The sequence below is a fragment of the Cupriavidus necator genome (assembly GCF_016127575.1).
GTDB classification, from domain to species: domain Bacteria; phylum Pseudomonadota; class Gammaproteobacteria; order Burkholderiales; family Burkholderiaceae; genus Cupriavidus; species Cupriavidus necator_D.
In genome coordinates this window covers 152,861-178,478 of record NZ_CP066018.1, presented here as the reverse complement: position 1 = coordinate 178,478, position 25,618 = coordinate 152,861, and the positions used below count along the sequence as shown (strand labels likewise).

The following is a 25,618-nucleotide window of genomic DNA, read 5'->3' as shown; positions in this document are numbered from 1 at the left end:
ATCGCAGGCCACCGGATCCGGGAGACATCGCATCATGAGACTCGACCCCACTTCGCTGCGCCTGTTTGTCGCCGTGGCCGAAACCGGCTCCATCGCCGCGGCGGCGGAGCACGCGCACCTTGCCGCGGCCGCGGTCAGCAAGCGCGTGAGCGAACTGGAGCAGGGGCTGGGCACCGCCTTGCTGATGCGCAGCAACAAGGGCGTGCAGCCGACCATGGCCGGGATGGAGCTGGCGCACCTGGCGCGCGGCGTGCTGCACAACCTCGATGACATCCTGGTGCGCATGCGCGACTACGGCGGCGGCTTGCGCGGGCAGGTGAGGGTGATGGCCAATATCTCGGCCATCACGCAGTTCCTGCCGGCGCAGCTCAAGTCGTTCCTGGCCGAGTACCCGCTGATCGACGTGCACCTGGAAGAGCGCGTCAGCACCGCCATCGTGCGCGCGGTGGCCGAGAACGCCGCGGACATCGGCATCTTCACCGCGGGCGCGGTGGGTGCGGAGCTGGAGACGTTCCCCTACCGGCGCGACGAACTGGTCGTGGTGGTGCCCGGCGCGCATCCGCTGGCCGGGCGGCACTCGGTGACCATCCGCGAGGCCTTCGACTACGACTTCGTCAGCCTGCACGCAGGCAGCCAGATCCACCTGCAGCTGGCCAAGGCTGCCAGCGAGGCCGGCCGCGTGTTCAAGCCGCGCATCCACGTGCCCGGCTACGACGCGCTGTGCCTGATGGTGCAGGCGGGACTGGGCCTGGGAATCCTGCCCAGGTCCAGTGCCGGGCCTTACCAGCAGACCCTTGGCATCCGCACCGTCGCGCTCGATGAAGCGTGGGCCGCGCGCCAGCTGGTGATCGGCGTGCGTGCGTATGAGGGCCTGTCCGCGGTGGCGCGGCTGCTGGTGGACCGGCTGCGCGAGGATGAATAGCGCGCCAGCGCTGCCATCGTTTTTCGCGATGGCGGGCTCGCCAATGGTTGCTTTACCGCGCGCGCGGGTTCTTCCAATCTTGCATCACAGACCACCGTATCCACAGGAGCAGCAAACCGCCATGGCTAACGAAGCGAACAACGGAACGATGCCGCTGCAGGGCGTCCGCGTGATCGAACTCGGCTCGCTGATCGCAGGCCCGTATGCGGGCGGACTGCTCGCGCAGTTCGGCGCCGAAGTGCTGAAGATCGAATCGCCCAAGGACGGCGACCCGCTGCGCAAGTGGCGCAAGCTGTATGAAGGCACCTCGCTCTGGTGGTATAGCCAGAGCCGCAACAAGAAGTCGCTGACGCTGGACCTGCGTTCGGCGCAGGGCCAGGAGATCGTGCGCAAGCTGGTCACCGAAGCCGATATCGTGATCGAGAACTTCCGCCCCGGCACGCTCGAGAAATGGGGCCTGGGCTGGGAGGACCTGCGCAAGGTGAACCCCGCGCTGGTCATGGTGCGCATCTCCGGCTACGGCCAGACCGGACCCTACAAGGACCGCCCCGGCTTTGCCGCGATTGCGGAATCGATGGGCGGGCTGCGCTATGTCAGCGGCTATCCCGACCGGCCGCCGGTGCGCTCGGGCGTGAGCATCGGCGACACGCTGGCATCGCTGTATGGCGTCATCGGCGCCTTGCTGGCCATGCACCACCTGCGCGCCAACCAGGGCGAAGGGCAGTTTGTCGACGTGGCGCTCTATGAGTCGGTCTTTGCCGTGATGGAGAGCCTGGTGCCGGAGTACGCCAAGTTCGGCCATGTGCGCGAGCGTTCGGGCGCCAGCCTGCCGGGCATCTCGCCGTCGAATACGTATCCGTGCCAGGACGGCCAGTACGTGATCATTGCCGGCAACGGCGACGCCATCTTCCGGCGCTTCATGGCCGCCATCGGCCGCGACGACCTGGGCCAGGACCCGCGCCTGGCGCACAACGACGGGCGCGTGCAGCACAACGCCATGCTCGACGACGCCATCACCGCGTGGACCTCCGCGCATGACCTCGACACAGTGCTGGCAACGCTGGAAGCCGCGGCCGTGCCCTGCGGAAAGATCTACACCGCGGCGGAGATCAGCAGCGACGCGCACTACCGCGCGCGCGACATGATCGAGCCGCACCAGTTGCCGGATGGCTCGCCGGTGGAGCTGTCCGGCATCGTGCCCAAGCTCAGCGGGACCCCGGGGCGCACCAGGTGGATCGGCCCCGAACTGGGCCAGCACACCGAAGAGATCCTGGCGGGCATCGGTATTGCCGGCGACGAGCTGCGCGCGCTGCGCGCCGCCGGCGTGGTCTGAGCCCGCCCCAACGAAAAGGAAAGAAAGGAAAGAACCATGTGGCTTCCTAACGCCCCCCGGCGCGTGCGCATCAATGAAGTGTCCGTGCGCGACGGCTTCCAGATCGAGCCGGAATTCGTCCCCACCGAACAGAAGATCGCGCTGATCGACCGCCTCTCGGAAACCGGCCTGGCCAGGATCGAGATCACCTCGTTTGTCTCGCCCAAGGCGATCCCGAACCTGCGCGATGCAGGGGCGGTCGCGAAAGGCATCCGCCGCCAACGGGACGTGGTCTACACCGCGCTGGTGCCCAATGCGCGCGGCTGCGAGCGCGCACTGGAGTGCGACCTCGACGAGATCAACCTGGTGATGTCCGCCAGCGAGACGCACAACCTGGCCAACATGCGCATGACCTGCGACCAGTCGCTGGAGCAGTTCCGCGGCGTGATGCAGCTGGCGCAGTCGGCCGAGCTGGCCGTCAGCGGCTGCGTGGCGACCGCGTTCGGCTGCCCGTTCGAAGGCGAGATCGCGCCGGAACGGGTGAAGTGGGCCGCGGGCCGCTACCTGGACCTGGGCATGGACAGCATCACGCTGGCCGATACCACCGGCATGGCCGACCCGCGCCAGGTGAGCAAGCTGGTCGAGGCGTTCCTGCGCTGGTTCCCGGGCGTGCCGCTGACCCTGCATTTCCACAACACGCGCGGCATGGGCCTGGCCAATGTGCTGGCCGGCCTGGCGGCGGGCGTGGACAGTTTCGATGCGTCGCTGGGCGGGCTGGGCGGCTGCCCCTTTGCGCCGGGCGCGACCGGCAACATCTGCACGGAAGACCTGGTGCACATGCTGGAGTCTTCCGGCATCGACACCGGTGTCGACCTGGACCGGCTGCTCGGCGCGGCGCGCGAGCTGCCGGCGCTGGTCGGACACGATATTTCCGGGCAGGTGGTCAAGGCCGGCAAGACCACCGAGCTGCATCCGGTGCCTGAGTGGGTGGGCGCAAGGTAACCCGCGTCCGCCACGAGAAATACAAGGAGAGACCCCCATGACCGAACCCGACCGCCCGGCGAGCCTGCTCGACAAGCTCTGGGCCAGCCACGTGATCCACCAGGAGCCGGACGGACCCGCGCTGATCTATATCGACCGCCACCTGGTCAACGAGGTGACCAGCCCGCAGGCCTTCGAAGGCCTGCGCCTGAACGCGCGCAAGGTGTGGCGCGCCGCTTCCGTGCTGGCAACGGCCGACCACAACGTGCCGACCACCGCGCGCAAGCTGGGCATTGCCGATCCCGTCAGCCGCGCGCAGGTCGAGGCCCTGGACCAGAACTGCGCAGACACCGGCATCGTCAATTTCGGCATGGACGATCCGCGCCAGGGCATCCTGCACGTGGTCGGTCCGGAGCGCGGCGCCACCTTGCCCGGCATGAGCATTGCCTGCGGCGACTCGCACACGTCAACACACGGCGCGTTCGCAGCGTTTGCGTTCGGCATCGGCACTTCCGAAGTGGAGCAGGTGCTGGCCGCGCAATGCCTGTGGATGAAGAAGCCCAGGTCGATGCAGGTGCGGGTGGACGGCGAGCTGCCCCGTGGCGTGTCCGCCAAGGATATCGCGCTGGCGCTGATCGGCCGTATCGGCACTGCCGGCGCCACCGGCCACGTGATCGAGTTTGCCGGCAGCACGATCCGCGGCCTCAGCATGGAGGCGCGCATGACCGTGTGCAACATGGCGATCGAAGCGGGCGCGCGCGCCGGCATGGTGGCGGTGGATGAAACCACGCTGGCCTACCTGGACGGCCGCCCGCAAGCACCGGCCGGTGCGATGTGGGACGCCGCCACCGGCTACTGGCGCACGCTGCGCAGCGATCCGGGCGCCGCCTTCGATGCCGTGGTGGAGCTGGATGCCACCGCGATCCGCCCGCACGTGACCTGGGGCACCTCGCCGGAAATGGTGGTGGCCGTCGGCGAGCGCATTCCCGATCCGCGCGACGAGCGCGACCCGGTGCGGCGCAAGAGCATCGAGCAGGCGCTGGACTACATGGGCCTGCTGCCGAATACGCCGATCGAGGCGGTCGCGCTGGACAAGGTATTCATCGGCTCATGCACCAATGCGCGCCTGGAAGACCTGCGCGCCGCGGCGGCGGTGCTGCGCGGGCGCCATGTCTCGCCGCGCATCAGGCAGGCGCTGGCGGTACCGGGCTCCGGGCTGGTCAAGTCGCAGGCCGAGGCCGAGGGGCTGGACCAGGTGTTCATCGCCGCCGGCTTCGAATGGCGCGAACCGGGCTGCTCGATGTGCCTGGGCATGAACGATGACCGCCTGGCGGCCGGCGAACGCTGCGCTTCCACTTCCAACCGCAACTTCGAAGGCAGGCAGGGGCCGGGCGGGCGTACCCACCTGGTCAGCCCGCAGATGGCGGCCGCGGCCGCGGTGGCGGGCCACTTCATCGATGTGCGCTCGCTGTAGACCACCGGAGGAAACCGAGCAATGAGAGCCTTTACTACGCTGGACGGCCTGGTGGCGCCGCTGGACCGAGCCAATGTCGATACCGACGCCATCCTGCCCAAGCAGTTCCTGAAGTCGATCCGGCGCAGCGGCTTCGGCCCCTACCTGTTCGACGACTGGCGCTACCTGGACCACGGCGAGCCCGGACAGGACTGCAGCAGCCGGCCCCTCAACCCGGATTTCGTGCTGAACCAGCCGCGCTACCGCGGCGCCTCGATCCTGCTGGCGCGCGAGAACTTCGGTTGCGGCTCATCGCGCGAGCATGCGCCGTGGGCGCTGGAGGACTTCGGCCTGCGCGCGCTGATCGCGCCCAGCTTTGCCGATATCTTCTACAACAACTGCCTGAAGAACGGCCTGCTGCCGATCGTGGCGGCGCCGGACGTGGTCGAGCGCCTGTTCGCCGAGACCGCGGCCACGCCGGGCTACCGGCTGCAGGTGGACCTGGCCGCGCTGCAGGTGGTGACGCCGTCGGGCGAGGCCATTGCCTTCACGCTGGATCCGTTCAAGCAGCACTGCCTGCTGAACGGCCTGGACGATATCGCGCTGGCGCTGCGCCATGCCGGGCAGATCCGGGATTACGAGCAGGCGCGGCGGCAATTGGAGCCCTGGCTCTTTGACTGAATGATCCCCTGACGGCAGCCGGCCGTCCGAGCCGGCACCGTCGACACAGACAATGGATGGAGACCCTATGTCCTGGCAATTTCATACGACCCACGCGCTGCGTGCCGCAGCCTTCGGCCTGGCCTGCCTGGCAGGCACGGGCGCCGCACTGGCGCAGACCTATCCCGCGCAGCCGATCCGCATGGTGGTGCCTTACGCACCGGGCGGAACCACCGACATCATCGCCAGGCAACTGGCGCAGCGCATGTCCGAGAAGCTGGGCCAGCCGGTGGTGGTGGAAAACAAGAGCGGCGCCAATACCGTGATCGGCGCCGACGCGGTGGCCAAGGCGCAGCCCGACGGCTACACGCTGCTGCTGACCAACGATGCCACCTTCGTGCTCAACCCGGTGGTGCTGCCGTCGGTGTCGTACAACGTCGCGCGCGACTTTGCCCCGGTGGCGACGATCGGCTACGTGCCGCTCGTCATGGCCGTCTCGGGCAGCCTGCCGGTGGACAGCGTCAAGGACCTGGCCGCATATGCCAAGGGCCGTCCGCAAGCCCTCAGCTACGGCTCGTTCGGCAGCGGCAGCCAGCCGCACCTGATGGGCGCGCTGTTCAACAAGCTGGCCGGCACCGACCTGGTCCACGTGCCGTACAAGGGCTCGGCGCCGGCGGTGGCAGACGTCGTCGGCGGCCAGATCCTGATGACCTTCCCGGCGCTGCCGACGATCCAGAGCTTTGTTGCGGCAAAGAAACTCAAGGTGCTCGCCGTCAGCGGCGACAAGCGCACGCGCGCGCTGCCGCAGGTGCCCACCTTTGCCGAGGCCGGCTACAAGGACATGGACATCTCGGCCGTCTACGGCGTGCTGGCCCCGGCCAAGGTGCCGCGCGCGGTGGTCGACAAGCTGAACGCCACCATCCGCGAGATCCTGGACGACAAGGACTTCGTCGAGAAGCACTTCGCCGCGCAGGGGATGGTGCCGATGAAGCTGAGCCCGGCGCAGTTCTCGCAGTACATCGAGACGCAGACGCGCCAGACGCGCAAGCTGGTCGAGCTGTCCGGCGTCAGGGTCGAGTAGGGGGGCGGGCCATGATCAACACAAGCAACGCGCACGCGGTGCAATCACCGCGGCTTGGATGGATCGGCGTTGGTGCCATGGGCCGACCGATGTGCCTGAACCTGCTGAAAGCCGGCTACCGGCTCACGGTCTTTGACCGCGTGCCGGCGCAGTGCGAGGCGGTGGCCGCCGCAGGGGCGGCAGTGGCGCCTGCCGCGCAGGCACTGGTGGCGGACTCGGATGTGGTGTTCTCAACGATCTTTGACGATGGCGGGCTGCGCGACCTGTTCCTGGCCTCCGGCGGCGTTGCCGGCGCCGCGACGGCGGACAAGGTCTTTGTCGACATGAGCACGGTCTCGCCCGATGCCTCGGCAGAGGTGGCTGCCGCGCTCGCGCGGCGCGGCGCCGCTTTTCTGCGCGCGCCGGTGTCGGGTACGGTATCGCTGGCGGCGAGCGCGCAGCTGAGCTGTTTCGTATCCGGGCCGCGGCCGGCCTTCGACGCGGTGCAGCCCGTCCTCGCGTGCCTGACCGCGCGCCAGTCATACGTGGGCGGCGCGGACGAGGCCCGCGTCATCAAGCTGATGATCAACATGATGGTGTTCATGAGCACCGCGGTGATCGGCGAAGGGCTGGCCTTCGGCGCGCGCGCCGGGCTGAACCGCGCGCTGATGGTCGATGCGATCAACGACAGCATCGTCGGCAGCGCCCACTACCGCACCAAGGCAGAGCAGCTCAAGCAGCGCGACTACGCCGCCGTCGGCCCGATCTCGCTGGTGGTGAAGGACCTCGACCTGGCATTGGCGGTGGCCCGCGACAACGCGGTCGCGCTGCCGATGTCGTCGCTGGTGCGGCAATACCTGGCGCTGATGCAGCAGCGCCGGCAGGGCCATCTCGACATCGCCGCGCTGGCCGATGTGCTCGAGTGGGCAGGCGTGCCCGGCGCAGTGTAATCGGGCCAACCCGATACCTACAACAAGGACGGAGACATGAACCACAACCCGATCACCCGGGCGCCACGCGCCTTGTTTGCCGCCGCCGGGCTTGCCCTGGTCCTGGCGATGCCGCCGGTGCTGGCCCAGGGCAAGCCCGGCGCCGAACCGGTCCGCATCGGCGGCCTGTTCTCGATCACCGGCGGCCTTGCCGCCGTGGGCCAGGCCGAGCGCGAAGGCGCGCTGCTGGCGCAGAAGGTCGTCAATGCCCGTGGGGGTATTGGCGGGCGGCCGCTGGAAATGATTGTCGAAGACGACGGCTCCAGCCCGGATTCCGCCGTCGCCAAGGCGAACGCGCTGCTCCATACGCACAAGGTTCGCGCCATCGTCGGGCCATCGGGCATTGCCCAGACGGTTGCCATCGGCGGCATCACACAGGCGCAGAAGGTGCCACTGTTCTCGTTCTCGGGACTGGGGCCCGCGGTGGAGCGCGAACGCCATTGCGTGTTCCACCTGACGCCGTCGCAGGAGCTCAACGCGCGTGCCGTGCTGGCCTATGCGCGCGACAACGGCCTGAAGCGCGTCGGCGTGCTGCATGACTCGGGCTATGGGCAGGTGGTATGGACCAGCCTGAAGACGCTGGATCGCGAGTACGGCGTCAGCTTCATACAGGTGGAGAAGTTCGAGATCGCCGCCACCGATGTCACCACGCAGGCGGCCAAGATCAAGGCGGCCACGCCGGATGCCATCATCGTCATCTCGACCTCGCCCGCGCCGTTCCGCAACGTGCGCCAGCTGAAGGTCGGCGTTCCCATCATCTCCGTGCATGGCACGGCTACCTACGAGACCGTCAAGGCCATGGGCGAGGCCGCGGACAACATCATCCATCCCGAGTTCATCGTGTCCGAAGACCCGCTGCCGGGACAGAAGGAATTCGTCGAGGCCTTCCGCAAGGAGTACGGCAAGCTGCCCAAGCATTTCTCGGCGGTGGGCTGGGATGCGGTCATGGCCTTGGCCGCGGGCCTGAAGGCGGCCGGTGCCGATGCGCCGGGCGACAAGCTGTGCAGCGCGTTGCGCCGGCCTTACCAGGGCGTCACCAGCGGCTACGACTTCGCCGCGCCCGACATGGGCGGCATGACGCTGGCCGGCTTCACGTACTCGAAGCTGCAGAAGGGCCGGTTCGAGCGGCTGCCCTACAAGGCCAAACCATAGCCTGCGACGCTCGCGGGAAAGGAGCTGGTATGTCCACTACCCTCGTATTCCAGGCGATCCTGTCCGGGATCACCAATGGCTTCGTCTACGCGCTGATCGGCGTGGGCATGGCCATCATCTTCAAGGGCACGCGTATCGTCAATGCGATGCAGGGCGAGTTCGCGGTGATCGGCGCGCTGGTGGCGGTGTTCGCGCTGAAGGCGCTGGGCCTGCCATATGCGTTGGCGATTGCCGGCGGCATTGCCGCCGGTGCCGTCAGCGGCCTGGCCATCGACGTGCTGTTCGTGCGGCCGATGCTGCGCCGCGGCGCCGGCGAAGAGAGCTTCCTGCTGCTGACCATTGGCCTGGCCTTTGCGCTGTCGGCCGCGGCGCTCTACTTCGGCGGCCGGGATTCGCACCTGCTGCCGGCGCTCGGTGGGGAGGGGGTGGTGGAGCTGTTCGGCGCTACCACGCCCGTGCATGCGCTGGCGCTGACCGGCATTGCGGTGCTGCTGGTCGGTGCGCTGCGCCTGTTCTACACCAGGACCCTGGCGGGCCTGGCCATGACCGCTGCCTCGCTCGATCCGGATGGCGCCACCACCACCGGCATCAACGTGCGCCGCATGCGCACGTACACGTTCCTGCTCGGCGGCGGGTTCGGCGCGATCGCCGGCGTGCTGGTCACGCCGCTGCTGTCGATGAACTACCAGATGGGCATCGGCCTCACGCTGAAGGGCTTTGCCGCGGCCATTCTCGGCGGCCTGGGCAATCCGCTCGGGGCCGTGGCGGGAGGCCTGCTGCTCGGCCTGGCGGAATCGCTGGCGGTGGTGGGTTTCCCGTCTGGCTATCGCGACGTGATCGCGCTGTCGATCCTGATCGTCATCATGATTCTGCTGCCCAACGGCGTGCTGGGCCGGGCCGGGCGCAAGGGAGGATAACCATGAACCCGTCACGCGCGTTCATCCTGGCTGGCGTGTTGCTGTGGGTGGCGGCCGGGCAGCTGCTGTCGCGGCACCACGTCGACCTGCTCAACTTCGCCGCCATCCTGGCCGTGGGCGGCCTTGGCGTGGGCCTGCTGCTGGGGCAGTGCGGCATCGTCAACCTGGCGCAGGCCTCGTTCTACGGCATCGGCGCATACGCCTCGGCGTACTGCACCACGGCGCTGGGCTGGCCGGCGTTGGCCGGTGCGGCCGCCGGGCTGGCCATCAGCGCCGCGCTGGCTGCGGCCATCGGCGTGCCGGTGCTGCGCCTGGGCGGCTTCTTCCTGGCGCTGGCGACGCTGGCGGTGGGAAGCATCGCCAACGTGCTGTTCTTCGAGTGGGACTGGCTGACCGGCGGCACGCTGGGAATCGGCGGCATTCCCAAGCTGTCCTGGTTCGGCTATGTGCTGGACACCCCGGAGCGCTACTACTACTTCGTCTGGCCGCTGCTCGCGGTGCTGCTGTGGCTGGTCGACAACCTGGTCAAGGGCCGCCCGGGCCTGGCCATGCGGGCGATGCGCGATGCCGCGCCGGCGGCGCAGGTGCTGGGCGTGGACATGCACCGGCTGAAGACCTCGATGTTCGTGCTGTCGGCCATGCTGGGCTCGCTGGCCGGGACCTTGTTTGCCCACTATGTGTCGTTCGTCAGCGTGCAGAGCTTTACGGTGGAGCGCTCCATCGTGTTTCTGCTGGTGCCGGTGGTGGCGGGTGCCCGCTCCACCTATGGCGTGATCCTTGGTGCGCTGTTCGTCTCGCTCGTGCCGGAACTGCTGAGCGGGCTGGGGGATTTCCACCAGGTGCTGTTCGGCGCGGTGCTGGTGCTGGTGGTCACGCTGATGCCCGGCGGGATGACGGGCGGCATCGCTGGTGCGCTGCAGCGCATGCGCGGACTGAAGGAGGCAAGTTGACATCCTCCCCTCCCTAAAGGGAGGAGTTTCCCTCTGCAGGCGATCGATGTCCCGATCGGGCAAGGACATTTAGCGCAGCGTTCACATCGCGATCATGTACAGCACCGCATCCACTGCATACCCACTGCCTTATTCCAAGGTCTGCGATACCTTTCGGCCTCTCCGGCGGCATCGCGTCGCACGAAGAACAAACCTGGGTGGTGAAACGTTCGTCGACTTCCTCGTACCACGCGCCATGCACAATCGCCTTGTACGCGAGCATTGTGCGGAAGGACGACCAGCCCGCATCGAGGACGGACTTCGCCACGCTGGTCTTGGCGAGGCCGGCGGCGTTCACATTCCCCACCGCGATGTAGTCGAAGTCCCGCACGATGCGATGCGAGAGCTTGTGCAGAAAGTCACGCCGCCCATTTTTGATGCGCGCGTCGAGGTTCGTGGCCTGTCGTTTCTTGCGCGCACGCTGCGCCTTGGCCAGCGCTTGCTCGAGTCGGCCAAGGTGGCGCGGATTCTCGACCTTTTCGCCGGTGGACAGCGTGGCAAGGTCCTTCAAGCCAAGATCGATGCCGACGCCGCGTTCCGGGGGCCGGGCCTGGGTGTCGGCAACTTCAATCACGATGTTCAGGAACCAATTGCCTCGCGCATCGCGGGAGAAATTGGTGCCGTCCTTGATCTTGCCCTCGGGAAGGGGGCGGGAGCTGAACACGCCGGCAAAGCGGAATCCGTCGCCCGAGCGCTTGAGATCCCGGCCCTTGAGCGGTGCCCAACCGAGCGACTTGCGGCCGCGATAGCGCAGGCACGGCCGGCGGTGCTGGCTACGCGACTTGGCGTACTGCTCGCAAACCGCGTTGATTGTGCCGGAATGGATACGGAGTTCCTTGCTGCTGCCGGTCGTCAGCACGTTCAGATCGAAACCCGTGGGCCACTTCTTGCCCCATTTGAGCGCGTGCTTCTGCGTGTCATTGCAGAAGTTCCAGACGTAGTTCACCGCGCGGCTCTGCTGATTGAGCAGGCCGTTCAGCGACTTCACCCGGTAGCGATAGACGAGAGGCATGCCGGTCATTCTAATTTGGGATTGCTTGCTGCCGGCAGCACTCCTTTCACTCCCCGCCCTGAAGGGCGAGGTTTTTCGGAGCAAGTCTGATGAACCATCCCGTTCCTGCTTTTGGCACGGCGCCACAAGCCGTGCGCCCGGCGCAGGCATTACTGCGCCTCGACGCGGTCGCGCACAGCTTCGGCGGGCTGGAGGTGCTGCGCAATGTCAGCTTCGACGTGCCGGCCGGCCATATCGTCGGCCTGATCGGTCCGAACGGCAGCGGCAAGACCACCTGCTTCAATATCGTCTCCGGCTTTCTGCGCCCGAAGGGGGGCAAGGTGTCGCTGGCGGGGCGGGACATCACCGCCGACACCGTCCAGCAGCGCAGCCGCGCCGGCCTGGTGCGCACCTTCCAGACGCCACAGGTGTTCGAGCACATGACCGTGCTCGAGAACCTGATGGCAGGCTGCCACAAGGCCACCCACGCTGGCGTGCTGCAGGCGATGCTGCGCACGCCGGCGTCGCGCCGCGAGCTGGCGGCCATGCACGACGCCGCGCTGGCATGCGCCGGCAAATTCGGGCTGGAGCGCTTGCTGCAGCACCGGGCCGGCACCCTCCCGGCGGGCCAGCGGCGCATCGTCGAACTGGCGCGTGCCTGCATCGGCAATCCGGAACTGCTGTTGCTGGACGAGCCGTCGTCGGGGCTGAACAGCGAAGAGATCGAACTGCTGCGCGCATGGATCGTGCGCCTGCACCAGGAGGGCATGACCATCCTGCTGGTCTCGCACGACATGGGGCTGATGACGATCTGCGGTACGGCCCATGTCCTCTATTACGGTGAAATCATCGCCAGCGGGGCGCTGCACGAGGTGCAGGCCGATCCGCGCGTGCGTGAAGCCTATCTGGGAGTCTGACCATGCTGAACGTGAAAGGCCTGCGCGCCGGTTACGGCGCGGTGCCGGTGCTGCACGATGTCGACATGACGGTCGCGCCGGGCGAGGCGGTGGCGGTGGTGGGCGCCAACGGCGCCGGCAAGACCGCGCTGGTGCGCACGCTGGCCGGCCTGATCCGGCCGATGGCCGGCAGCATCGTCAAGGACGGGGCGGAGATCGGCCATGTCCCCGGGCATCGCCGCTTCAGGCATGGCATCGGCGTAGTGCTGGAAAACCGCAACCTGTTTGCCGAGCTGTCGGTGCGCGACAACCTGCGCCTGGCCGAGCAGGCCGGCAAGCGCGCCCGCGGCGGCGCGCTGCGCTACACCTATGACGATGTATGCGATCTGTTTGCGCTGCTGCGCGAACGTGCCGACAGCGCGGTCGGGCTGCTGTCCGGGGGGCAGCAGCAGATGGTGGCGATCGCGCGCGCGCTGTTGCTCCAGCCCGACCTGCTGATCATGGATGAACTCACCACCGGCCTGGCGCCCCGCATCGTCAAGGAGATCCTGGCGGTGCTGAACCAGCTGCGCGCGCGCGGGCTGAGCATCTTGCTGGTCGAACAAAGCGTGGCGATCGCCGCGGACATGACGGATCGCGCCTACGTGCTGTCAGTGGGGCGCGTGATCCATGAAGTCCGGCGCGGCGAATGGCAGGCGCTGCTGAACGACAAGACCCTGGTGAAGGCTTACCTTCATGGCTGACCTGGAGACCACGACGATGGCATTGGGCGAAGCCGCGGACCTTGCCGCACTCACGCAAGCCGATCAGGCGCGCTATCGCGCCATGCTGTCCGGCGACCTGGCTGCGCTCGATGCCCTGCTGGCCGACGAGCTTTCCTATACGCACTCCTCGGCATTGCGCGAGAGCAAGGCGGAGTACCTTGGCTCGATCCGCAGCGGGCGGGTGCGCTACCTGCAAGCGAGCCTGGCGGAGGTGGGGCAGGCGGTCTACGGCGACATGGCCGTGATGCAGGGCAAGGCCCTGCTCAGGGCCGTGGTCGACGGGACGGAGCGCGCGCTCGACAACCGCTTTCTCAGCGTGTGGAGGCGCCATCAGGGCGCGTGGCAGATGCTGGCCTGGGCCTCGACGCCGATGCCGGCCGCGAGCGCGCCGCCCGTGCCCGTAGCCTCTTGACGGCAGCATGCGGAGCAGCACCGATGGACCCGGACGACACGTACTTCATCATCCATTGCCTGGACCATGCCGACGCGCTGCCGCGCCGGCTGGCAAGCCATGACGCGCACCGCAGCGCGACACTTGCCACCCTGGGGCTGAACCTGAATGTTCATCTCCATATCTCGCAGAACTGCCACCCCACTTAAGTTGGGGATTTGCGCCGCGAAAATCAGGGCCCGTTTTTCGCCGCTTGTTATAGATTGTTAAGACATATAAGAGCGTGGGTTTCGCATGGAACCCCAGCCAATAAGTGCACTATTAGCATCAGTCGTTGGTGACGGCCGTTCAGCCGCATGGTTGCCATCGACATCCGGGGGGAAACAATCTTGCGCCAGACGCTTGCGCGCGCGCTGCGCCCGCTTGGACGCCTTGGGTCGCGCACCATCACCGCGGGCACCTTGCTGCTTGGCGTGATGACGACGGCTGTCGTCTATGCGTTCTGCACCGACCTGCTTGAGAAGGACGTCCGCCTGCGTTTTGAGAACGATACCGGCGACGTGATCCAGCAGATCGATACACGGATCCGCCTCTATACCGATGTTCTGGTGACCATGCAGGCGCTGTTCGGCGCCAGCGACCATGTCTCGCGCGGCGAGTTTCGCGATTTCGTCAGCGGCTTGAACCTGCCGCAGCGCTATCCCGGTTTCCAGACGCTGAACTACGCGCCCTACGTGCCGGCGGCCGAGATCGACGCCTTTGTCGCCCGGCAGCGCAGCGATCCGATCCTGCGCGAGGCCGGCGTGACGTTCAACGTCCGCCCTCCCGGCCAGCGGCCGGGGCATTTCGTGCTGACCTATGTCGAACCGCTCGCCCTCAACCTGGCGTCGATCGGCATCGACATGGGCGCCGAGCCACGCCGCCTGGCCGCGCTGGAACGCGCGCGCGATACCGGGCAGCCAGTCAGCAGCGGGCGCCTGATCTTCAGCGAGGCAAAGAACCCGCATGTGGGCATCGCGCTGCGCCTGCCGGTGTACCGCAAGGTGCCCGACCTGGATTCCGTGGAAGCGCGCCGGCGCGCCTATGTCGGCTCGGTTGGCGCGGGGATCCGGGTGGACGACCTGCTGAAGGACCTGGTCAGCAATGAGAACCTGCGCCGGATCCGGTTCCGCGTGCATGATGCCGGAGACTTCGCGCAGGCGGCGGTTCCGCTCTCTGCAGCCAACCTGCTCTATGACAGCGTGACCGGCCTGGCGGCCAGGGAACGCAGCCGGGTTGCTGGCGGCAGCACCGTCCACGCCAGTGCCGCGCATGGCGCGACCGCACTGGCGGACGCCCAGGCGGCCCCGGGCCAGCATGACCTGGCCAAGAGCGTGGTGCGGAATTTCGGCGGACGGCGCTGGGTGATTGCGTTTGCTGCCGATGCCAAGGCCATCAGTGGTCCGCAGCGCTACCTGCCGGGGCTGGTGGTGATTTCCGGCCTGATCATCAGCGTGCTGCTGGGGTGGCTGGCCTACGCGTTGTCGAGTTCGCGCGCGCGCGCCGTGGCCGTGGCCGACCAGATGACGCACAGCCTGCGCGACAGCCAGGCCGCGCTTGCCGAGGCGCAGCAGATTGCCCACCTGGGCGACTGGCGCATCGACCTGGACCAGGACATCGCGCACTTTTCCCAGGAAATGGCGCGCCTGCTAGGCTTGCGCGGCGACAAGCCGACTCCGGAAGCGCTGTTCCAGGCGATCGACGCCGGCCATCGCGCCGTGCTGCGGGAAAGGATGCGGACAGCCCTGCAGGATCGCCAGCCGTTCGAGTTCGAGTGCCCGTACCGGTCGCGGCGCGGACGCCGGGGCTGGCTGCACCTGATCGGCCACGCGCATGGAGCGCCGGACAGCGCAGTGCTGCGGGGCACCGCGCAGGACATCAGCCAGCGCAGGTCCGCCGAGCAGGCCAGGACGCAGGAACACCAGATTGCCCTGCACCTGGCCACCGCCACCAGCGAGATCGAGGTGTTGGAGGGGATTGTCCACACGCTGCTCGAAGGCATGGACTGGGAGGCCGGTGCCTTCTGGCCGGGCGATGACAGCCAGGGGCTGAAGCTGCCGCCGGTCTACCTGGCCCGCGTCAAGACGCTGCAGCCGTGGCTCGCCGAGCGCCCTGCAGGGCCGGCCGGCGCCGCGGTCTTGCCGGCGCCGCAATGGTATGCAAGCCGCAGCGCGATGGCCCGGCATCCGCAAGCCAGGTGGCTCGACGCGGGCGGTATCCGGACGGTGTTCGCCTTCCCGCTGAGCCGGGGCCACGTGAGCCTCGGCGTGGTCGAACTCTATTCCCGCAGCAAGCGCAGCCCCGATACGCATGCGCTCGCGATGGCGAGCGGCATTGCCAATCAGACCGGGCACTTCCTGCTGCGGCGCCAGGCCGAGGAAAACCTGCGCTTCATCGCCAATCACGATGCCCTTACCGGGCTGCCCAACCGCCTCATGTTCAAGGCCGAGTTCGAGCAGGCGCTGACCCGTGCCCGCGCCAGCGGCCAGGCCCTGCATGTCATCTTCGTGGACCTGGACGAATTCAAGGTCGTGAACGACACCATCGGCCACAATGCCGGCGACATCGTGCTGCGCGAGATGGCCGACCGGTTGCGCGGCAGCCTGGAGGAGGTGGAGCTGATCACCCGCTTCGGCGGCGATGAATTCGTCGTGCTGCTGGACCCCAAGGGCGATTCGACGATCCTGGACCGGACCATTGCCCGGATCCAGGCTGCGCTCGCGCCAGGCTTCGTCGTCAACGAGTCGGAACTGCGCATGACGGCAAGCATCGGCATCAGTTCCTTCCCCGAGGACGGCAGCGACTGGCAGACCCTGCTCAAGCATGCCGACCTGGCCATGTATGGTGCCAAGCAGCTCGGCAAGAACGGCTACCAGTTCTACTGCCGGGGCATGAGCGCGTCGCTGCAGCGGCGCATCGACATGGAGTCGCACCTGCACCGCGCGCTCGAGCAGGACGAATTCATCCTCTACTACCAGCCGCGCATTGCGCTCGCGTCGGGAGCGTGCACGGCGGTCGAGGCACTGATCCGCTGGCGCCACCCGGAACTCGGCCTGGTCATGCCCGGAGATTTCATTCCCTTCGCGGAGCAGAGCGGCGCCATTGTCGAGATCGGTGCCTGGGCCCTGCGCGAAGCGTGCCGGCAGAATGCCGCATGGCGCGCGCAGGGACTGCCGCCGGTGCGTGTTTCAGTCAATCTTTCGGCACGGCAGTTCGCCGACAAGTCGCTCAGGCTGACCATCATCGATGCCCTGCGGCAAGCCGGGCTGCCCGGCAACCTGCTGGAGCTTGAACTCACCGAGAGCATGGTCATGCGCGATGCCGAACAGGCGTCCAGCTGGCTCTCGCGCCTGAAGCGCACCGGTGTCCGGCTGGCGATCGACGACTTCGGCACTGGCTACTCCTCGCTCGCCTACCTGAGCCGCTTCCCGATCGATACGGTCAAGATCGACGGCAGCTTCGTCCGCTACATACCGGAAAGCCGCAGCGACACGCAGATTACCAGCGCGGTGATCGGCCTTGGCCACCGGCTTGGCCTCGAAGTGGTCGCCGAAGGCGTGGAGAACGAGGTGCAACTCGAGTTCCTGCGCCGCGAAGGCTGCGACGAAGTGCAGGGCTACTACTTCAGCCATCCGCTGCCGCCGGCGAAGATCACTGCCTTCCTGGCCAGCCGCATGGAGAACGGTCCCGCTCTCGAGCATGGACCGCAACCGATGCGCGCCTGACTGCCCGTCAGTCCGGTGCGTGCTTAAGCAGTCCAATAACAGGGAGCTAGATCATGCAGGACCGTACTATTGAAATCATGTGGCAGGCCATCGACGCCCTGGACTTTTCCAGGATGAAGGCCAAGCTGCTGCATCAGAAGCATGCGCATTGGTCGCCGGAATCGCTGGAGCAGGCGGAGAGCGGCTACCGGCAATTCCTCAAGCTGGCGGCGAAGCATCCGGACACGCCCGTCGTCCCCAGCGAGCAGGTGGATGCCTTCTGGCATGCCCACATCCTGGACACCAGGCGCTATGCGAGCGATTGCGAGCGCATCTTCGGCTATGTCCTTCACCATGACCCCTACGTTGGCATCGACGGTCCGGAGGACGAGGCCCGCCTCCTGCAAATGGCCGCTGCGAGCGATGCGCTGAGCATGCGCGAATTCGGCAGCCCGCTGACGTCTGCCGCATATTGTGCCCGGGCAGCGGCCGACGAGCCCGCGTACTGCGCACGCATTGCCAGGACGGAGGCACCGGCGTACTGCGCGCGCATGGCCAAGGTGGAAGAGGCCGCGTACTGCGCACGCATGGCCAAGGCGGAAGAGGCCGCGTACTGTGCACGCATCGCCAGGACGGACGAACCTGCGTACTGCGCGCGCATGGCCAGGGCGGAAGAGCCCGCGTATTGCGCACGTATCGCCAGGGCGGAAGAGCCGGCGTACTGCGCCCGCATTGCCACGGCCGGCGCCCCCGCATACTGCGCACTGGCTTCGCCCCAGGCCGCGGCCTGCTGAAGGCCTGCATTCGTGGCCGGGCGGGCGTCGTCAGCCTGGCCACGTTGCCCACGCCGGCCCTCCCGGTTGCCGCGAGGCACAGGTGCTGCATCGCGCATTGGCCGCGGCACCCATGAAATGAAAAATTTCATTTCTGAAATTCGTTAAGCCGGCCTCGGAAGAAAATCTTCTGCCAAATCAAAGGGATGGTGCCTGAACCGGCCGTGGCCCGGTTCTTGCGGCAGCAGGACGGGGCGGGCGCGTATTTCATCGTGCCTGCAAACCTGCCGTCGCCCTGCATCGCGCTGCGTCGTGGGCAGGCGAACCTGGTCTTGATGAGGAAGGCACCACGATGTACTACGGAAGAATCGGAGCCCGCGCGCACAGCCGCGAGCTTGCCGGGGACGGCGATCAGCCACTTGCCGGCCAGAACCGAAGCGAGCATGGCGATCGGGACCAGCAGTCGCCAAAGCGGGCCAACTGGGCGTGGGCCGCTGCATCGGCGCACTATGACTGGATGGACTCGCACGTCCCATTTGCCCAATACGACTAGCAGCCCGGGCAAGCCTTGCGCCCGTGCTGCATCCCCGATCACCTGATCCTGCCGTGGCGGTTGCGCGCGGCTGGTTCGCTTCCCTGCATCCCATGGACTACGCCCCTATCCGCTCCCTGCTGATTGCCAACCGTTCCGAGATCGCGATCCGCGTGATGCGCGCGGCCGCCGAGATGAACGTGCGCACGGTGGCAATCTATTCGAAGGAAGACCGGCTCGCGCTCCATCGCTTCAAGGCCGATGAGAGCTACCTGGTCGGCGAGGGCAAGAAGCCACTGGCGGCTTACCTCGACATCGACGATATCCTGCGCATTGCCAGGCAGGCGAAGGTCGACGCCATTCATCCGGGCTATGGCTTCCTTTCAGAGAACCCGGACTTCGCGCAGGCCGTGATCGACGCGGGTATCCGCTGGATCGGCCCGTCGCCCGAGGTCATGCGCAAGCTTGGCAACAAGGTGGCGGCGCGCAACGCGGCGATCGACGCGGGCGTGCCGGTGATGCCGGCAACCGATCCGCTGCCGCATGACCTGGACACGTGCAAGCGCCTCGCCGCCGGCATCGGCTATCCGCTGATGCTCAAGGCAAGCTGGGGCGGCGGCGGACGCGGCATGCGGGTCCTGGAACGCGAGCAGGACCTTGAGGGGGCGCTCGCCGCGGCGCGGCGCGAGGCGCTGGCTGCGTTCGGCAACGACGAGGTGTATGTCGAGAAGCTGGTGCGCAACGCGCGCCATGTCGAAGTGCAGGTGCTCGGCGACACGCACGGCAACCTCGTGCATCTCTATGAGCGCGACTGTACCGTGCAGCGGCGCAACCAGAAGGTGGTGGAGCGGGCGCCCGCGCCATACCTCGACGATGCCGGCCGGGCCGCGCTGTGCGAATCGGCCCTGCGGCTGATGCGCGCGGTCGGCTACACGCATGCCGGTACGGTCGAGTTCCTGATGGATGCCGACTCCGGCCAGTTCTACTTCATCGAGGTCAATCCGCGCATCCAGGTCGAGCACACGGTCACGGAGATGGTCACCGGGATCGATATCGTCAAGGCGCAGATCCGCGTGACCGAAGGCGGCCATCTCGGCATGACCGAGAACACGCGCAATGAGAACGGCGAGATCGTCGTGCGCGCCGCGGGCGTGCCGGTGCAGGAAGCGATTTCGCTCAACGGTCACGCGCTGCAATGCCGGATCACCACCGAGGACCCGGAGAACGGGTTCCTGCCGGACTACGGCCGCCTCACTGCCTACCGCAGCGCGGCCGGCTTCGGCGTGCGCCTGGACGCCGGCACCGCCTACGGCGGCGCGGTGATCACGCCGTACTACGATTCGCTGCTGGTCAAGGTTACCACCTGGGCGCCGACCGCGCCCGAATCGATCCGGCGCATGGACCGCGCGCTGCGCGAGTTCCGCATCCGCGGCGTCGCGTCCAACCTGCAGTTCCTCGAGAACGTCATCAACCATCCCTCGTTCCGGTCCGGCGACGTCACCACGCGCTTTATCGACCTGACGCCGGAACTGCTGGCGTTCACCAAGCGCCTGGACCGCGCCACCAAGCTGCTGCGCTACCTGGGCGAGGTCAGCGTCAACGGGCACCCGGAGATGAGCGGCCGCACGCTGCCATCGCTGCCGCTGCCCGCACCGGTGCTGCCCGCCTTCGACACCGGCGGCGCGCTGCCCTACGGTACGCGCGACCGGCTGCGCGAGCTGGGCGCGGAGAAGTTCTCGCGCTGGATGCTGGAGCAGAAGCAGGTGCTGCTGACCGATACCACCATGCGCGACGCGCACCAGTCGCTGTTCGCCACGCGCATGCGCACCGCCGACATGCTGCCGATCGCGCCGTTCTATGCGCGCGAACTGTCGCAGCTGTTCTCGCTGGAGTGCTGGGGCGGCGCCACCTTCGACGTGGCGCTGCGCTTCCTCAAGGAAGACCCGTGGCAGCGCCTTGAGCAACTGCGCGAGCGCGTTCCCAACGTGCTGTTCCAGATGCTGCTGCGCGGCTCCAACGCGGTTGGCTACACCAATTATGCGGACAACGTGGTGCGCTTCTTCGTGCGCCAGGCGGCCAGCGCCGGCGTGGATGTGTTCCGCGTGTTCGATTCACTGAACTGGGTGCGCAACATGCGCGTGGCGATCGATGCTGTCGGCGAGAGCGGCGCGCTGTGCGAAGGCGCGATCTGCTATACCGGCGACCTGTTCGACAAGTCGCGCGCCAAATACGACCTGAAGTACTACGTAGGCATCGCGCGCGAGCTGAAGCAGGCCGGCGTGCACGTGCTGGGCATCAAGGACATGGCCGGCATCTGCCGTCCGCAGGCCGCGGCGGCACTGGTCAGGGCGCTCAAGGAAGAGACCGGGCTGCCGGTGCATTTCCATACCCACGATACCAGCGGCATCTCGGCCGCTTCGGCGCTGGCCGCGATCGAGGCCGGCTGCGATGCGGTCGACGGCGCGCTCGACGCCATGAGCGGGCTGACCTCGCAACCCAACCTGTCGAGCATCGCCGCGGCCCTGGCCGGCAGCGAGCGCGATCCCGGCCTCAGCCTGGAGCGCCTGCACGAGGCGTCGATGTACTGGGAAGGGGTGCGCCGCTACTACGCGCCGTTCGAATCCGAAATCCGCGCCGGCACCGCCGACGTGTACCGCCACGAGATGCCCGGCGGCCAGTACACCAACCTGCGCGAGCAGGCGCGCTCGCTCGGCATCGAGCATCGCTGGACCGAGGTGTCGCGGGCCTATGCCGAGGTCAACCAGATGTTTGGCGACATCGTCAAGGTGACGCCGACGTCCAAGGTGGTCGGCGACCTGGCCTTGATGATGGTGGCCAACGACCTGAGCGCCGCCGATGTGTGCGATCCCGCCAGGGAGACTGCCTTCCCTGAATCGGTGGTGTCGCTGTTCAAGGGCGAGCTGGGCTTTCCGCCGGACGGCTTCCCCGCGGAACTGTCGCGCAAGGTGCTGCGCGGCGAGCCGCCCGTGCCGTACCGGCCCGGCGACCAGATCCCGCCGGTCGACCTCGACGCGGCGCGCGCCGCGGCCGAAGCGGCGTGCGAGCAGCCGCTCGACGACCGCCAGCTGGCTTCGTACCTGATGTACCCGAAGCAGGCCGGCGAGTACCACGCGCATGTGCGCAACTACAGCGACACCTCGGTGGTACCCACGCCGGCATACCTGTACGGCCTGCAGCCGCAGGAAGAAGTGGCGATCGACATCGCTGCCGGCAAGACCCTGCTGGTCTCGCTGCAAGGCACGCACCCCGATGCCGAAGAGGGTGTCATCAAGGTCCAGTTCGAGCTGAACGGGCAGTCGCGCACCACGCTGGTCGAGCAGCGCAGCACCACGCAAGCGGCGGCAGCGCGCCATGGCCGTCCGGTTGCCGAACCCGACAATCCGCTGCATGTCGCCGCGCCCATGCCGGGCTCGATCGTGACGGTGGCGGTGCAGCCGGGGCAGCGCGTGGCCGCGGGCACGACGCTGCTGGCGCTGGAGGCGATGAAGATGGAAACCCATATCGCGGCGGAGCGGGACTGCGAGATCGCCGCAGTCCATGTTCAGCAGGGGGATCGCGTGGCGGCGAAGGATCTGCTGATCGAACTGAAGGGCTGACGTTGGCCGGCAGGGCGCAGGCTCCGATTTGCATCCTGCAGCGAACCGTCCGCCACTTCCACCACGCCGATCAGACAGATCCCGGCTACGTGCAATTGTCGCGGTACGCCTGCTGCAGTTGCTTGCGCGTCTTGTCGCGTTCGATCTTGGGGATGGTCCGGCCCTGCGCGTTCTGCGTGCCCGGGGCGGAATGGTACGAACGCCTTTTTGATGTGGCGTTGTACTGCTCCTTCAGCTCCTCGCACTTCGCGCGTGCGGCCTCTTCGGGATCCTGGGTGGCGGCCGACGGGGGGCGATAGGGATTGGTCCCGCCCTGAACGGCATCCGATATGGCGCTCGCGGCACCCTCGGTCGATGCGCGCTGCGCCAGCGCCGCCGAGGCGCAGCCCAGTGCCACCAGGCCGGCTACCAGGCATCTCTTGGATATCGGCATCGTTCTCTCCCCGGTGATGGATAACGGGCATGCCCGCCAGACAACCATCATATGTGCCCGTCGCGGGATTGTCAGAAACTGATGGTTGTCGACAGCGCGCAGACCTGCGCAGGCAGCGTGGCAGCACGAGGAGGTGTTGCGATGCAGCATCGGAGCGGCTCGCGGGAGCCTCGGCCTGGTGCCGCCAGCGCAATCCAAAATCCCTTTTTTCTTTGCTTCGATGCACATTTGTCGAAGCGCGACCTCCTATAGTCGATGCATACTCCTTGCCTGCCCAGGGCATAACTCGACCCATGCAGCCCCAGAACCTGACCCCCGCCGCGCAGCGCGAAGTCGACAAGGCACCCGGATGGTTGCGCTGGCTCCCGGGACTGCTGGTGTTGAAGAACTATCAGCCGGCCTGGCTGCCGAAAGACCTCGCCGCCGGTCTGGTGCTCACGACCATGCTGGTGCCGGTCGGCATCGCCTACGCCGAGGCCTCCGGCGTGCCCGGTGTCTACGGGCTCTACGCCACCATGGTCCCGCTGCTGGTGTATGCCCTGCTTGGCCCGAGCCGGATCCTCGTGCTGGGGCCGGATTCGGCGCTGGCGGCGCCAATCCTGGCGGTGGTGTTGCAGGTCTCCGGCGGCGATCCGGGGCGCGCGGTCATGGTGGCCAGCATGATGGCGATCGTGTCGGGCGTGGTCTGCATCGTGATGGGGCTGTTGCGGCTGGGGTTCATTACCGAATTGCTGTCCAAGCCGATCCGCTACGGCTACATGAACGGGATCGCGCTCACCGTGCTGGTCAGCCAGTTGCCCAAGCTGTTCGCCATCTCGATCGAAGACGCCGGCCCGCTGCGGGAGATGATCAGCCTCGGCCGGGCGATCCTGGGCGGCGAGACCAACTGGTACAGCTTTGCGGTCGGCGCGGGCAGCCTGGTGCTGATCCTGTTGCTGAAGCGCTTCGAGCGCGTGCCCGGCATCCTGATTGCCGTGATCGTCGCGACGGTGGCCGTCAGCATGTTCGATCTCGACCAGAACGGGGTGAAAGTGCTGGGCAAGACCCCGCAAGGGCTGCCGGGCTTTGTCGTGCCCTGGGTCAGTGGCGCGGACCTGGTTGCGATCCTGCTGGGCGGCATTGCCGTCGCGCTGATCTCGTTCGCGGATACCAGCGTGCTGTCGCGCACCTTTGCCGCGCGCACCAACACCCGGGTCGACCCGAACCAGGAGATGGTCGGCCTGGGCGCCGCCAACCTGGCCGCGGGATTCTTCCAGGGCTTTCCGATCAGCAGCAGCGCGTCCCGTACGCCGGTGGCCGAAGCCGCGGGCGCGAAGACCCAGCTCACCGGAGTCGTGGGCGCACTGGCCGTGGCGCTGCTGCTGATGTTCGCGCCCAACCTGCTGCAGTACCTGCCAAACAGCGCACTGGCGGCGGTGGTGATCGCGGCGGCCATAGGCCTGTTCGAGTTCGCGGACCTGAAGCGCATCTACCGCATCCAGCAGTGGGAGTTCTGGCTGTCGATGGTCTGCTTTGCCGCGGTTGCCGTGTTCGGGGCGATCCCGGGGATCATCCTGGCCGTGGTCCTTGCAGTGATCGAATTCCTGTGGGACGGCTGGCGGCCACACTATGCCGTGCTCGGCCGTGTCGAGGGCCTGCGCGGCTACCACGACACCAAGCGCTACCCGGATGCCGAGCGCATCGACGGGCTGCTGCTGTTCCGCTGGGATGCGCCGCTGTTCTTCGCCAATGCCGAGCTGTTCCAGGCGCGGCTGATGGAAGCGATCGACGAATCGCCGACACCCGTGCGCAGGGTGGTGGTGGCGGCCGAACCGGTGACCAGCGTCGACGTCACCTCGGCCGACATGCTGCGTGAACTGAGCGGCATCCTGCGCGAGCGCGGCATCGCGCTGCATTTTGCCGAGATGAAGGACCCGGTGCGCGACAAGCTCAAGCGCTTCGAGCTGATGGAAGCGATCGGCGACAAGAACTTCCACCCCACGGTGGGCAGTGCGGTGGATGACTACGTCGACAAGCCAGCCTGAACCGTTACGGTCCAGGCTGGTTGCGCCGCGCGCCGGCTACTCCAGCCGGAACCCGGTCTGCTTGATGGCGAGCGCCCATTTCTTCTGCTCTGCCGCCATGAACGTCGCAAACTGGTCCGGAGAGCTCTGGCTGGCCGGCTCATAGCCCTTGCTGACAAGCTGCTGGCGCACACCTGGCGCATTCAGCGCCTTGTCGATTTCCTTGCTCAGCAGCGCAACGATCTCCCTGGGCGTGCCGGCAGGCGCGACCAGGCCATACCATTCGCTGGCTTCTATGCCCGGGAAGCCGGCTTCCGCCATGGTCGGCACGTCGGGGAACAACGGCAGCCGCTGCTTGCTGGCCACGGCGATGCCCTTGAGCTGGCCGCCCTTGACGAACGGCATCACCGCCGGCACGCCGTGGAACATCATGTGGATATGGCCTCCCACCATGTCGGTCAGCGCCTGGGGTCCGCCCTTGTACGGCGCGTGCACGACGTTGATATGCGCGGTTTCCTTGAACACCTCGCTGATCACGTTCTGCTGGGTGCCCGGGCCGGGCGAGGCATAGCTGAGCTTGCCGGGCTCCGCCTTGGCCCGTGCCACCAGTTCCTTGACCGAGCCGCCCACGGACGGGTTGACCACCAACATGTACGGCGAGCTTGCCATCAGCCCCAGCGGCGCGAAGTCCTTGCCCATGTCGAAGGGCAGGTTCTTATGCAGGCTGGCGTTGATCGCCATCGGCGCGCTGGCGACCAGCAGCGTGTAGCCATCCGGCGCCGCCTTGGCGCCCATGCCGGCGCCGATATTGCCGGTCGCCCCGGGGCGGTTGTCGACCACGACTTGCTGCCCGAGGCTGGCGGTCATCTTCTCGGCCACCGTGCGGGTGACGGCATCGACGCCGCCGCCTGCCGGCCACGGCACGATGATGCGGATTGGCCGGTTGGGATATCCGCCTTGTGCCAGCGCGCTGGTGGCGCAGGCAGCCAATGCGATCGCGCCCAGGGTACGGCCAAAACGGTTCAATACGGATTTCATCT

Annotated in this window: 22 protein-coding genes; 18 read left to right on the top strand and 4 right to left on the bottom strand. The window is 67.3% G+C overall.

The window, feature by feature from the left end:
* Positions 1–34: 34 nt before the first annotated feature.
* The 10 genes from I6H87_RS00840 (at position 35) to I6H87_RS00795 (ending at position 10,396) form a co-directional block, all read left to right on the top strand.
* On the top strand, positions 35–922 hold the full coding sequence (locus tag I6H87_RS00840) for a LysR family transcriptional regulator (RefSeq protein ID WP_010808952.1): 888 nt from the start codon (positions 35–37) through the stop codon (positions 920–922).
* 121 nt (positions 923–1,043) lie between these two features.
* Complete coding sequence (locus I6H87_RS00835) at positions 1,044–2,255, top strand: CaiB/BaiF CoA transferase family protein (RefSeq protein WP_010808951.1); 1,212 nt, start codon at positions 1,044–1,046, stop codon at positions 2,253–2,255.
* A 36-nt stretch (positions 2,256–2,291) separates the two neighbouring features.
* Positions 2,292–3,236 carry a hydroxymethylglutaryl-CoA lyase gene (locus I6H87_RS00830; RefSeq protein ID WP_011614946.1) on the top strand — a complete coding sequence of 315 codons (945 nt, stop codon included), beginning with the start codon at positions 2,292–2,294 and terminating at the stop codon, positions 3,234–3,236.
* A 37-nt stretch (positions 3,237–3,273) separates the two neighbouring features.
* Positions 3,274–4,689, top strand: coding sequence for a 3-isopropylmalate dehydratase large subunit (gene leuC, locus I6H87_RS00825; RefSeq protein WP_011614947.1), 1,416 nt, complete (start codon positions 3,274–3,276; stop codon positions 4,687–4,689).
* Positions 4,690–4,710: 21 nt separating this feature from the next.
* Positions 4,711–5,349 carry a 3-isopropylmalate dehydratase small subunit gene (gene leuD / locus I6H87_RS00820; protein WP_011614948.1) on the top strand — a complete coding sequence of 213 codons (639 nt, stop codon included), beginning with the start codon at positions 4,711–4,713 and terminating at the stop codon, positions 5,347–5,349.
* A gap of 67 nt (positions 5,350–5,416) precedes the next feature.
* Positions 5,417–6,409 (top strand): Bug family tripartite tricarboxylate transporter substrate binding protein, encoded by a 993-nt coding sequence (locus I6H87_RS00815; RefSeq protein WP_010808947.1) that lies wholly within the window; start codon positions 5,417–5,419, stop codon positions 6,407–6,409.
* An 11-nt stretch (positions 6,410–6,420) separates the two neighbouring features.
* Positions 6,421–7,338: an NAD(P)-dependent oxidoreductase gene (locus I6H87_RS00810; RefSeq protein ID WP_011614949.1), complete on the top strand. Its 918-nt coding sequence runs from the start codon at positions 6,421–6,423 to the stop codon at positions 7,336–7,338.
* Positions 7,339–7,374: 36 nt separating this feature from the next.
* Positions 7,375–8,529, top strand: a complete 1,155-nt coding sequence (locus tag I6H87_RS00805) for an ABC transporter substrate-binding protein (RefSeq protein WP_010808945.1) — start codon at positions 7,375–7,377, stop codon at positions 8,527–8,529.
* 29 nt (positions 8,530–8,558) lie between these two features.
* Complete coding sequence (locus tag I6H87_RS00800; protein ID WP_010808944.1) at positions 8,559–9,446, top strand: branched-chain amino acid ABC transporter permease; 888 nt, start codon at positions 8,559–8,561, stop codon at positions 9,444–9,446.
* 2 nt (positions 9,447–9,448) lie between these two features.
* Positions 9,449–10,396, top strand: coding sequence for a branched-chain amino acid ABC transporter permease (locus I6H87_RS00795; RefSeq protein WP_011614950.1), 948 nt, complete (start codon positions 9,449–9,451; stop codon positions 10,394–10,396).
* A gap of 13 nt (positions 10,397–10,409) precedes the next feature.
* On the opposite strand, the gene I6H87_RS00790 is transcribed toward I6H87_RS00795, so the two are convergent.
* The gene (locus tag I6H87_RS00790) at positions 10,410–11,447 is read right to left on the bottom strand and encodes an RNA-guided endonuclease InsQ/TnpB family protein (protein WP_041687675.1); all 1,038 of its coding nucleotides are present in this window, start codon (positions 11,445–11,447) and stop codon (positions 10,410–10,412) included.
* Positions 11,448–11,536: 89 nt separating this feature from the next.
* Here I6H87_RS00790 and I6H87_RS00785 point away from each other — a divergent pair, with 89 nt between their 5' ends.
* The 6 genes from I6H87_RS00785 (at position 11,537) to I6H87_RS00760 (ending at position 18,014) form a co-directional block, all read left to right on the top strand.
* Complete coding sequence (locus I6H87_RS00785) at positions 11,537–12,343, top strand: ABC transporter ATP-binding protein (RefSeq protein ID WP_011614952.1); 807 nt, start codon at positions 11,537–11,539, stop codon at positions 12,341–12,343.
* 2 nt (positions 12,344–12,345) lie between these two features.
* Complete coding sequence (locus I6H87_RS00780; RefSeq protein WP_010808940.1) at positions 12,346–13,065, top strand: ABC transporter ATP-binding protein; 720 nt, start codon at positions 12,346–12,348, stop codon at positions 13,063–13,065.
* The gene (locus I6H87_RS00775) at positions 13,058–13,498 is read left to right on the top strand and encodes a nuclear transport factor 2 family protein (RefSeq protein ID WP_011614953.1); all 441 of its coding nucleotides are present in this window, start codon (positions 13,058–13,060) and stop codon (positions 13,496–13,498) included. Before I6H87_RS00780 ends, I6H87_RS00775 begins: the two co-directional genes overlap by 8 nt.
* 23 nt (positions 13,499–13,521) lie before the next feature.
* Positions 13,522–13,686, top strand: coding sequence for a YciI family protein (locus I6H87_RS00770; protein ID WP_011614954.1), 165 nt, complete (start codon positions 13,522–13,524; stop codon positions 13,684–13,686).
* Between the two features lie 147 nt (positions 13,687–13,833).
* Positions 13,834–17,241 (top strand): bifunctional diguanylate cyclase/phosphodiesterase, encoded by a 3,408-nt coding sequence (locus tag I6H87_RS00765; protein ID WP_041687249.1) that lies wholly within the window; start codon positions 13,834–13,836, stop codon positions 17,239–17,241.
* Positions 17,242–17,294: 53 nt separating this feature from the next.
* Positions 17,295–18,014, top strand: a complete 720-nt coding sequence (locus I6H87_RS00760) for a glycine-rich domain-containing protein (protein WP_062804576.1) — start codon at positions 17,295–17,297, stop codon at positions 18,012–18,014.
* A 127-nt stretch (positions 18,015–18,141) separates the two neighbouring features.
* Here I6H87_RS00760 and I6H87_RS00755 read toward each other — a convergent pair whose 3' ends face one another.
* A complete protein-coding gene (locus tag I6H87_RS00755) occupies positions 18,142–18,438 on the bottom strand; it encodes a hypothetical protein (RefSeq protein WP_011614957.1) in 297 nt (98 codons plus the stop codon).
* Between the two features lie 200 nt (positions 18,439–18,638).
* Between I6H87_RS00755 and I6H87_RS00750 the strand changes: the two genes are divergently transcribed.
* Positions 18,639–22,142, top strand: a complete 3,504-nt coding sequence (locus I6H87_RS00750; RefSeq protein WP_011614958.1) for a pyruvate carboxylase — start codon at positions 18,639–18,641, stop codon at positions 22,140–22,142.
* 85 nt (positions 22,143–22,227) lie between these two features.
* Here I6H87_RS00750 and I6H87_RS00745 read toward each other — a convergent pair whose 3' ends face one another.
* Positions 22,228–22,575 carry a hypothetical protein gene (locus I6H87_RS00745; protein ID WP_010808933.1) on the bottom strand — a complete coding sequence of 116 codons (348 nt, stop codon included), beginning with the start codon at positions 22,573–22,575 and terminating at the stop codon, positions 22,228–22,230.
* Positions 22,576–22,868: 293 nt separating this feature from the next.
* On the opposite strand from I6H87_RS00745, the gene I6H87_RS00740 reads away from it, so the two are divergent.
* Positions 22,869–24,599 carry a SulP family inorganic anion transporter gene (locus I6H87_RS00740; protein WP_010808932.1) on the top strand — a complete coding sequence of 577 codons (1,731 nt, stop codon included), beginning with the start codon at positions 22,869–22,871 and terminating at the stop codon, positions 24,597–24,599.
* Between the two features lie 36 nt (positions 24,600–24,635).
* On the opposite strand, the gene I6H87_RS00735 is transcribed toward I6H87_RS00740, so the two are convergent.
* Positions 24,636–25,616, bottom strand: a complete 981-nt coding sequence (locus tag I6H87_RS00735; protein ID WP_011614959.1) for a tripartite tricarboxylate transporter substrate binding protein — start codon at positions 25,614–25,616, stop codon at positions 24,636–24,638.
* Between the last annotated feature and the right edge of the window lie 2 nt (positions 25,617–25,618).

Excerpts from the sequence above, each read along its gene's own strand:
- I6H87_RS00835 (WP_010808951.1), top strand. The coding sequence starts at position 1,044 with ATGGCTAACGAAGCGAACAACGGAACGATGCCGCTGCAGGGCGTCCGC.
- I6H87_RS00780 (WP_010808940.1), top strand. The coding sequence starts at position 12,346 with ATGCTGAACGTGAAAGGCCTGCGCGCCGGTTACGGCGCGGTGCCGGTG.
- I6H87_RS00800 (WP_010808944.1), top strand. The coding sequence starts at position 8,559 with ATGTCCACTACCCTCGTATTCCAGGCGATCCTGTCCGGGATCACCAAT.
- I6H87_RS00775 (WP_011614953.1), top strand. The coding sequence starts at position 13,058 with ATGGCTGACCTGGAGACCACGACGATGGCATTGGGCGAAGCCGCGGAC.
- I6H87_RS00755 (WP_011614957.1), bottom strand. The coding sequence starts at position 18,438 with ATGCTCGCTTCGGTTCTGGCCGGCAAGTGGCTGATCGCCGTCCCCGGC.
- I6H87_RS00745 (WP_010808933.1), bottom strand. The coding sequence starts at position 22,575 with ATGCCGATATCCAAGAGATGCCTGGTAGCCGGCCTGGTGGCACTGGGC.
- I6H87_RS00735 (WP_011614959.1), bottom strand. The coding sequence starts at position 25,616 with ATGAAATCCGTATTGAACCGTTTTGGCCGTACCCTGGGCGCGATCGCA.
- I6H87_RS00770 (WP_011614954.1), top strand. The coding sequence starts at position 13,522 with ATGGACCCGGACGACACGTACTTCATCATCCATTGCCTGGACCATGCC.
- I6H87_RS00830 (WP_011614946.1), top strand. The coding sequence starts at position 2,292 with ATGTGGCTTCCTAACGCCCCCCGGCGCGTGCGCATCAATGAAGTGTCC.
- I6H87_RS00810 (WP_011614949.1), top strand. The coding sequence starts at position 6,421 with ATGATCAACACAAGCAACGCGCACGCGGTGCAATCACCGCGGCTTGGA.
- I6H87_RS00750 (WP_011614958.1), top strand. The coding sequence starts at position 18,639 with ATGGACTACGCCCCTATCCGCTCCCTGCTGATTGCCAACCGTTCCGAG.
- I6H87_RS00795 (WP_011614950.1), top strand. The coding sequence starts at position 9,449 with ATGAACCCGTCACGCGCGTTCATCCTGGCTGGCGTGTTGCTGTGGGTG.
- I6H87_RS00790 (WP_041687675.1), bottom strand. The coding sequence starts at position 11,447 with ATGCCTCTCGTCTATCGCTACCGGGTGAAGTCGCTGAACGGCCTGCTC.
- I6H87_RS00840 (WP_010808952.1), top strand. The coding sequence starts at position 35 with ATGAGACTCGACCCCACTTCGCTGCGCCTGTTTGTCGCCGTGGCCGAA.
- I6H87_RS00760 (WP_062804576.1), top strand. The coding sequence starts at position 17,295 with ATGCAGGACCGTACTATTGAAATCATGTGGCAGGCCATCGACGCCCTG.
- leuC (WP_011614947.1), top strand. The coding sequence starts at position 3,274 with ATGACCGAACCCGACCGCCCGGCGAGCCTGCTCGACAAGCTCTGGGCC.
- I6H87_RS00740 (WP_010808932.1), top strand. The coding sequence starts at position 22,869 with ATGCAGCCCCAGAACCTGACCCCCGCCGCGCAGCGCGAAGTCGACAAG.
- I6H87_RS00815 (WP_010808947.1), top strand. The coding sequence starts at position 5,417 with ATGTCCTGGCAATTTCATACGACCCACGCGCTGCGTGCCGCAGCCTTC.
- leuD (WP_011614948.1), top strand. The coding sequence starts at position 4,711 with ATGAGAGCCTTTACTACGCTGGACGGCCTGGTGGCGCCGCTGGACCGA.
- I6H87_RS00805 (WP_010808945.1), top strand. The coding sequence starts at position 7,375 with ATGAACCACAACCCGATCACCCGGGCGCCACGCGCCTTGTTTGCCGCC.
- I6H87_RS00785 (WP_011614952.1), top strand. The coding sequence starts at position 11,537 with ATGAACCATCCCGTTCCTGCTTTTGGCACGGCGCCACAAGCCGTGCGC.
- I6H87_RS00765 (WP_041687249.1), top strand. The coding sequence starts at position 13,834 with ATGGTTGCCATCGACATCCGGGGGGAAACAATCTTGCGCCAGACGCTT.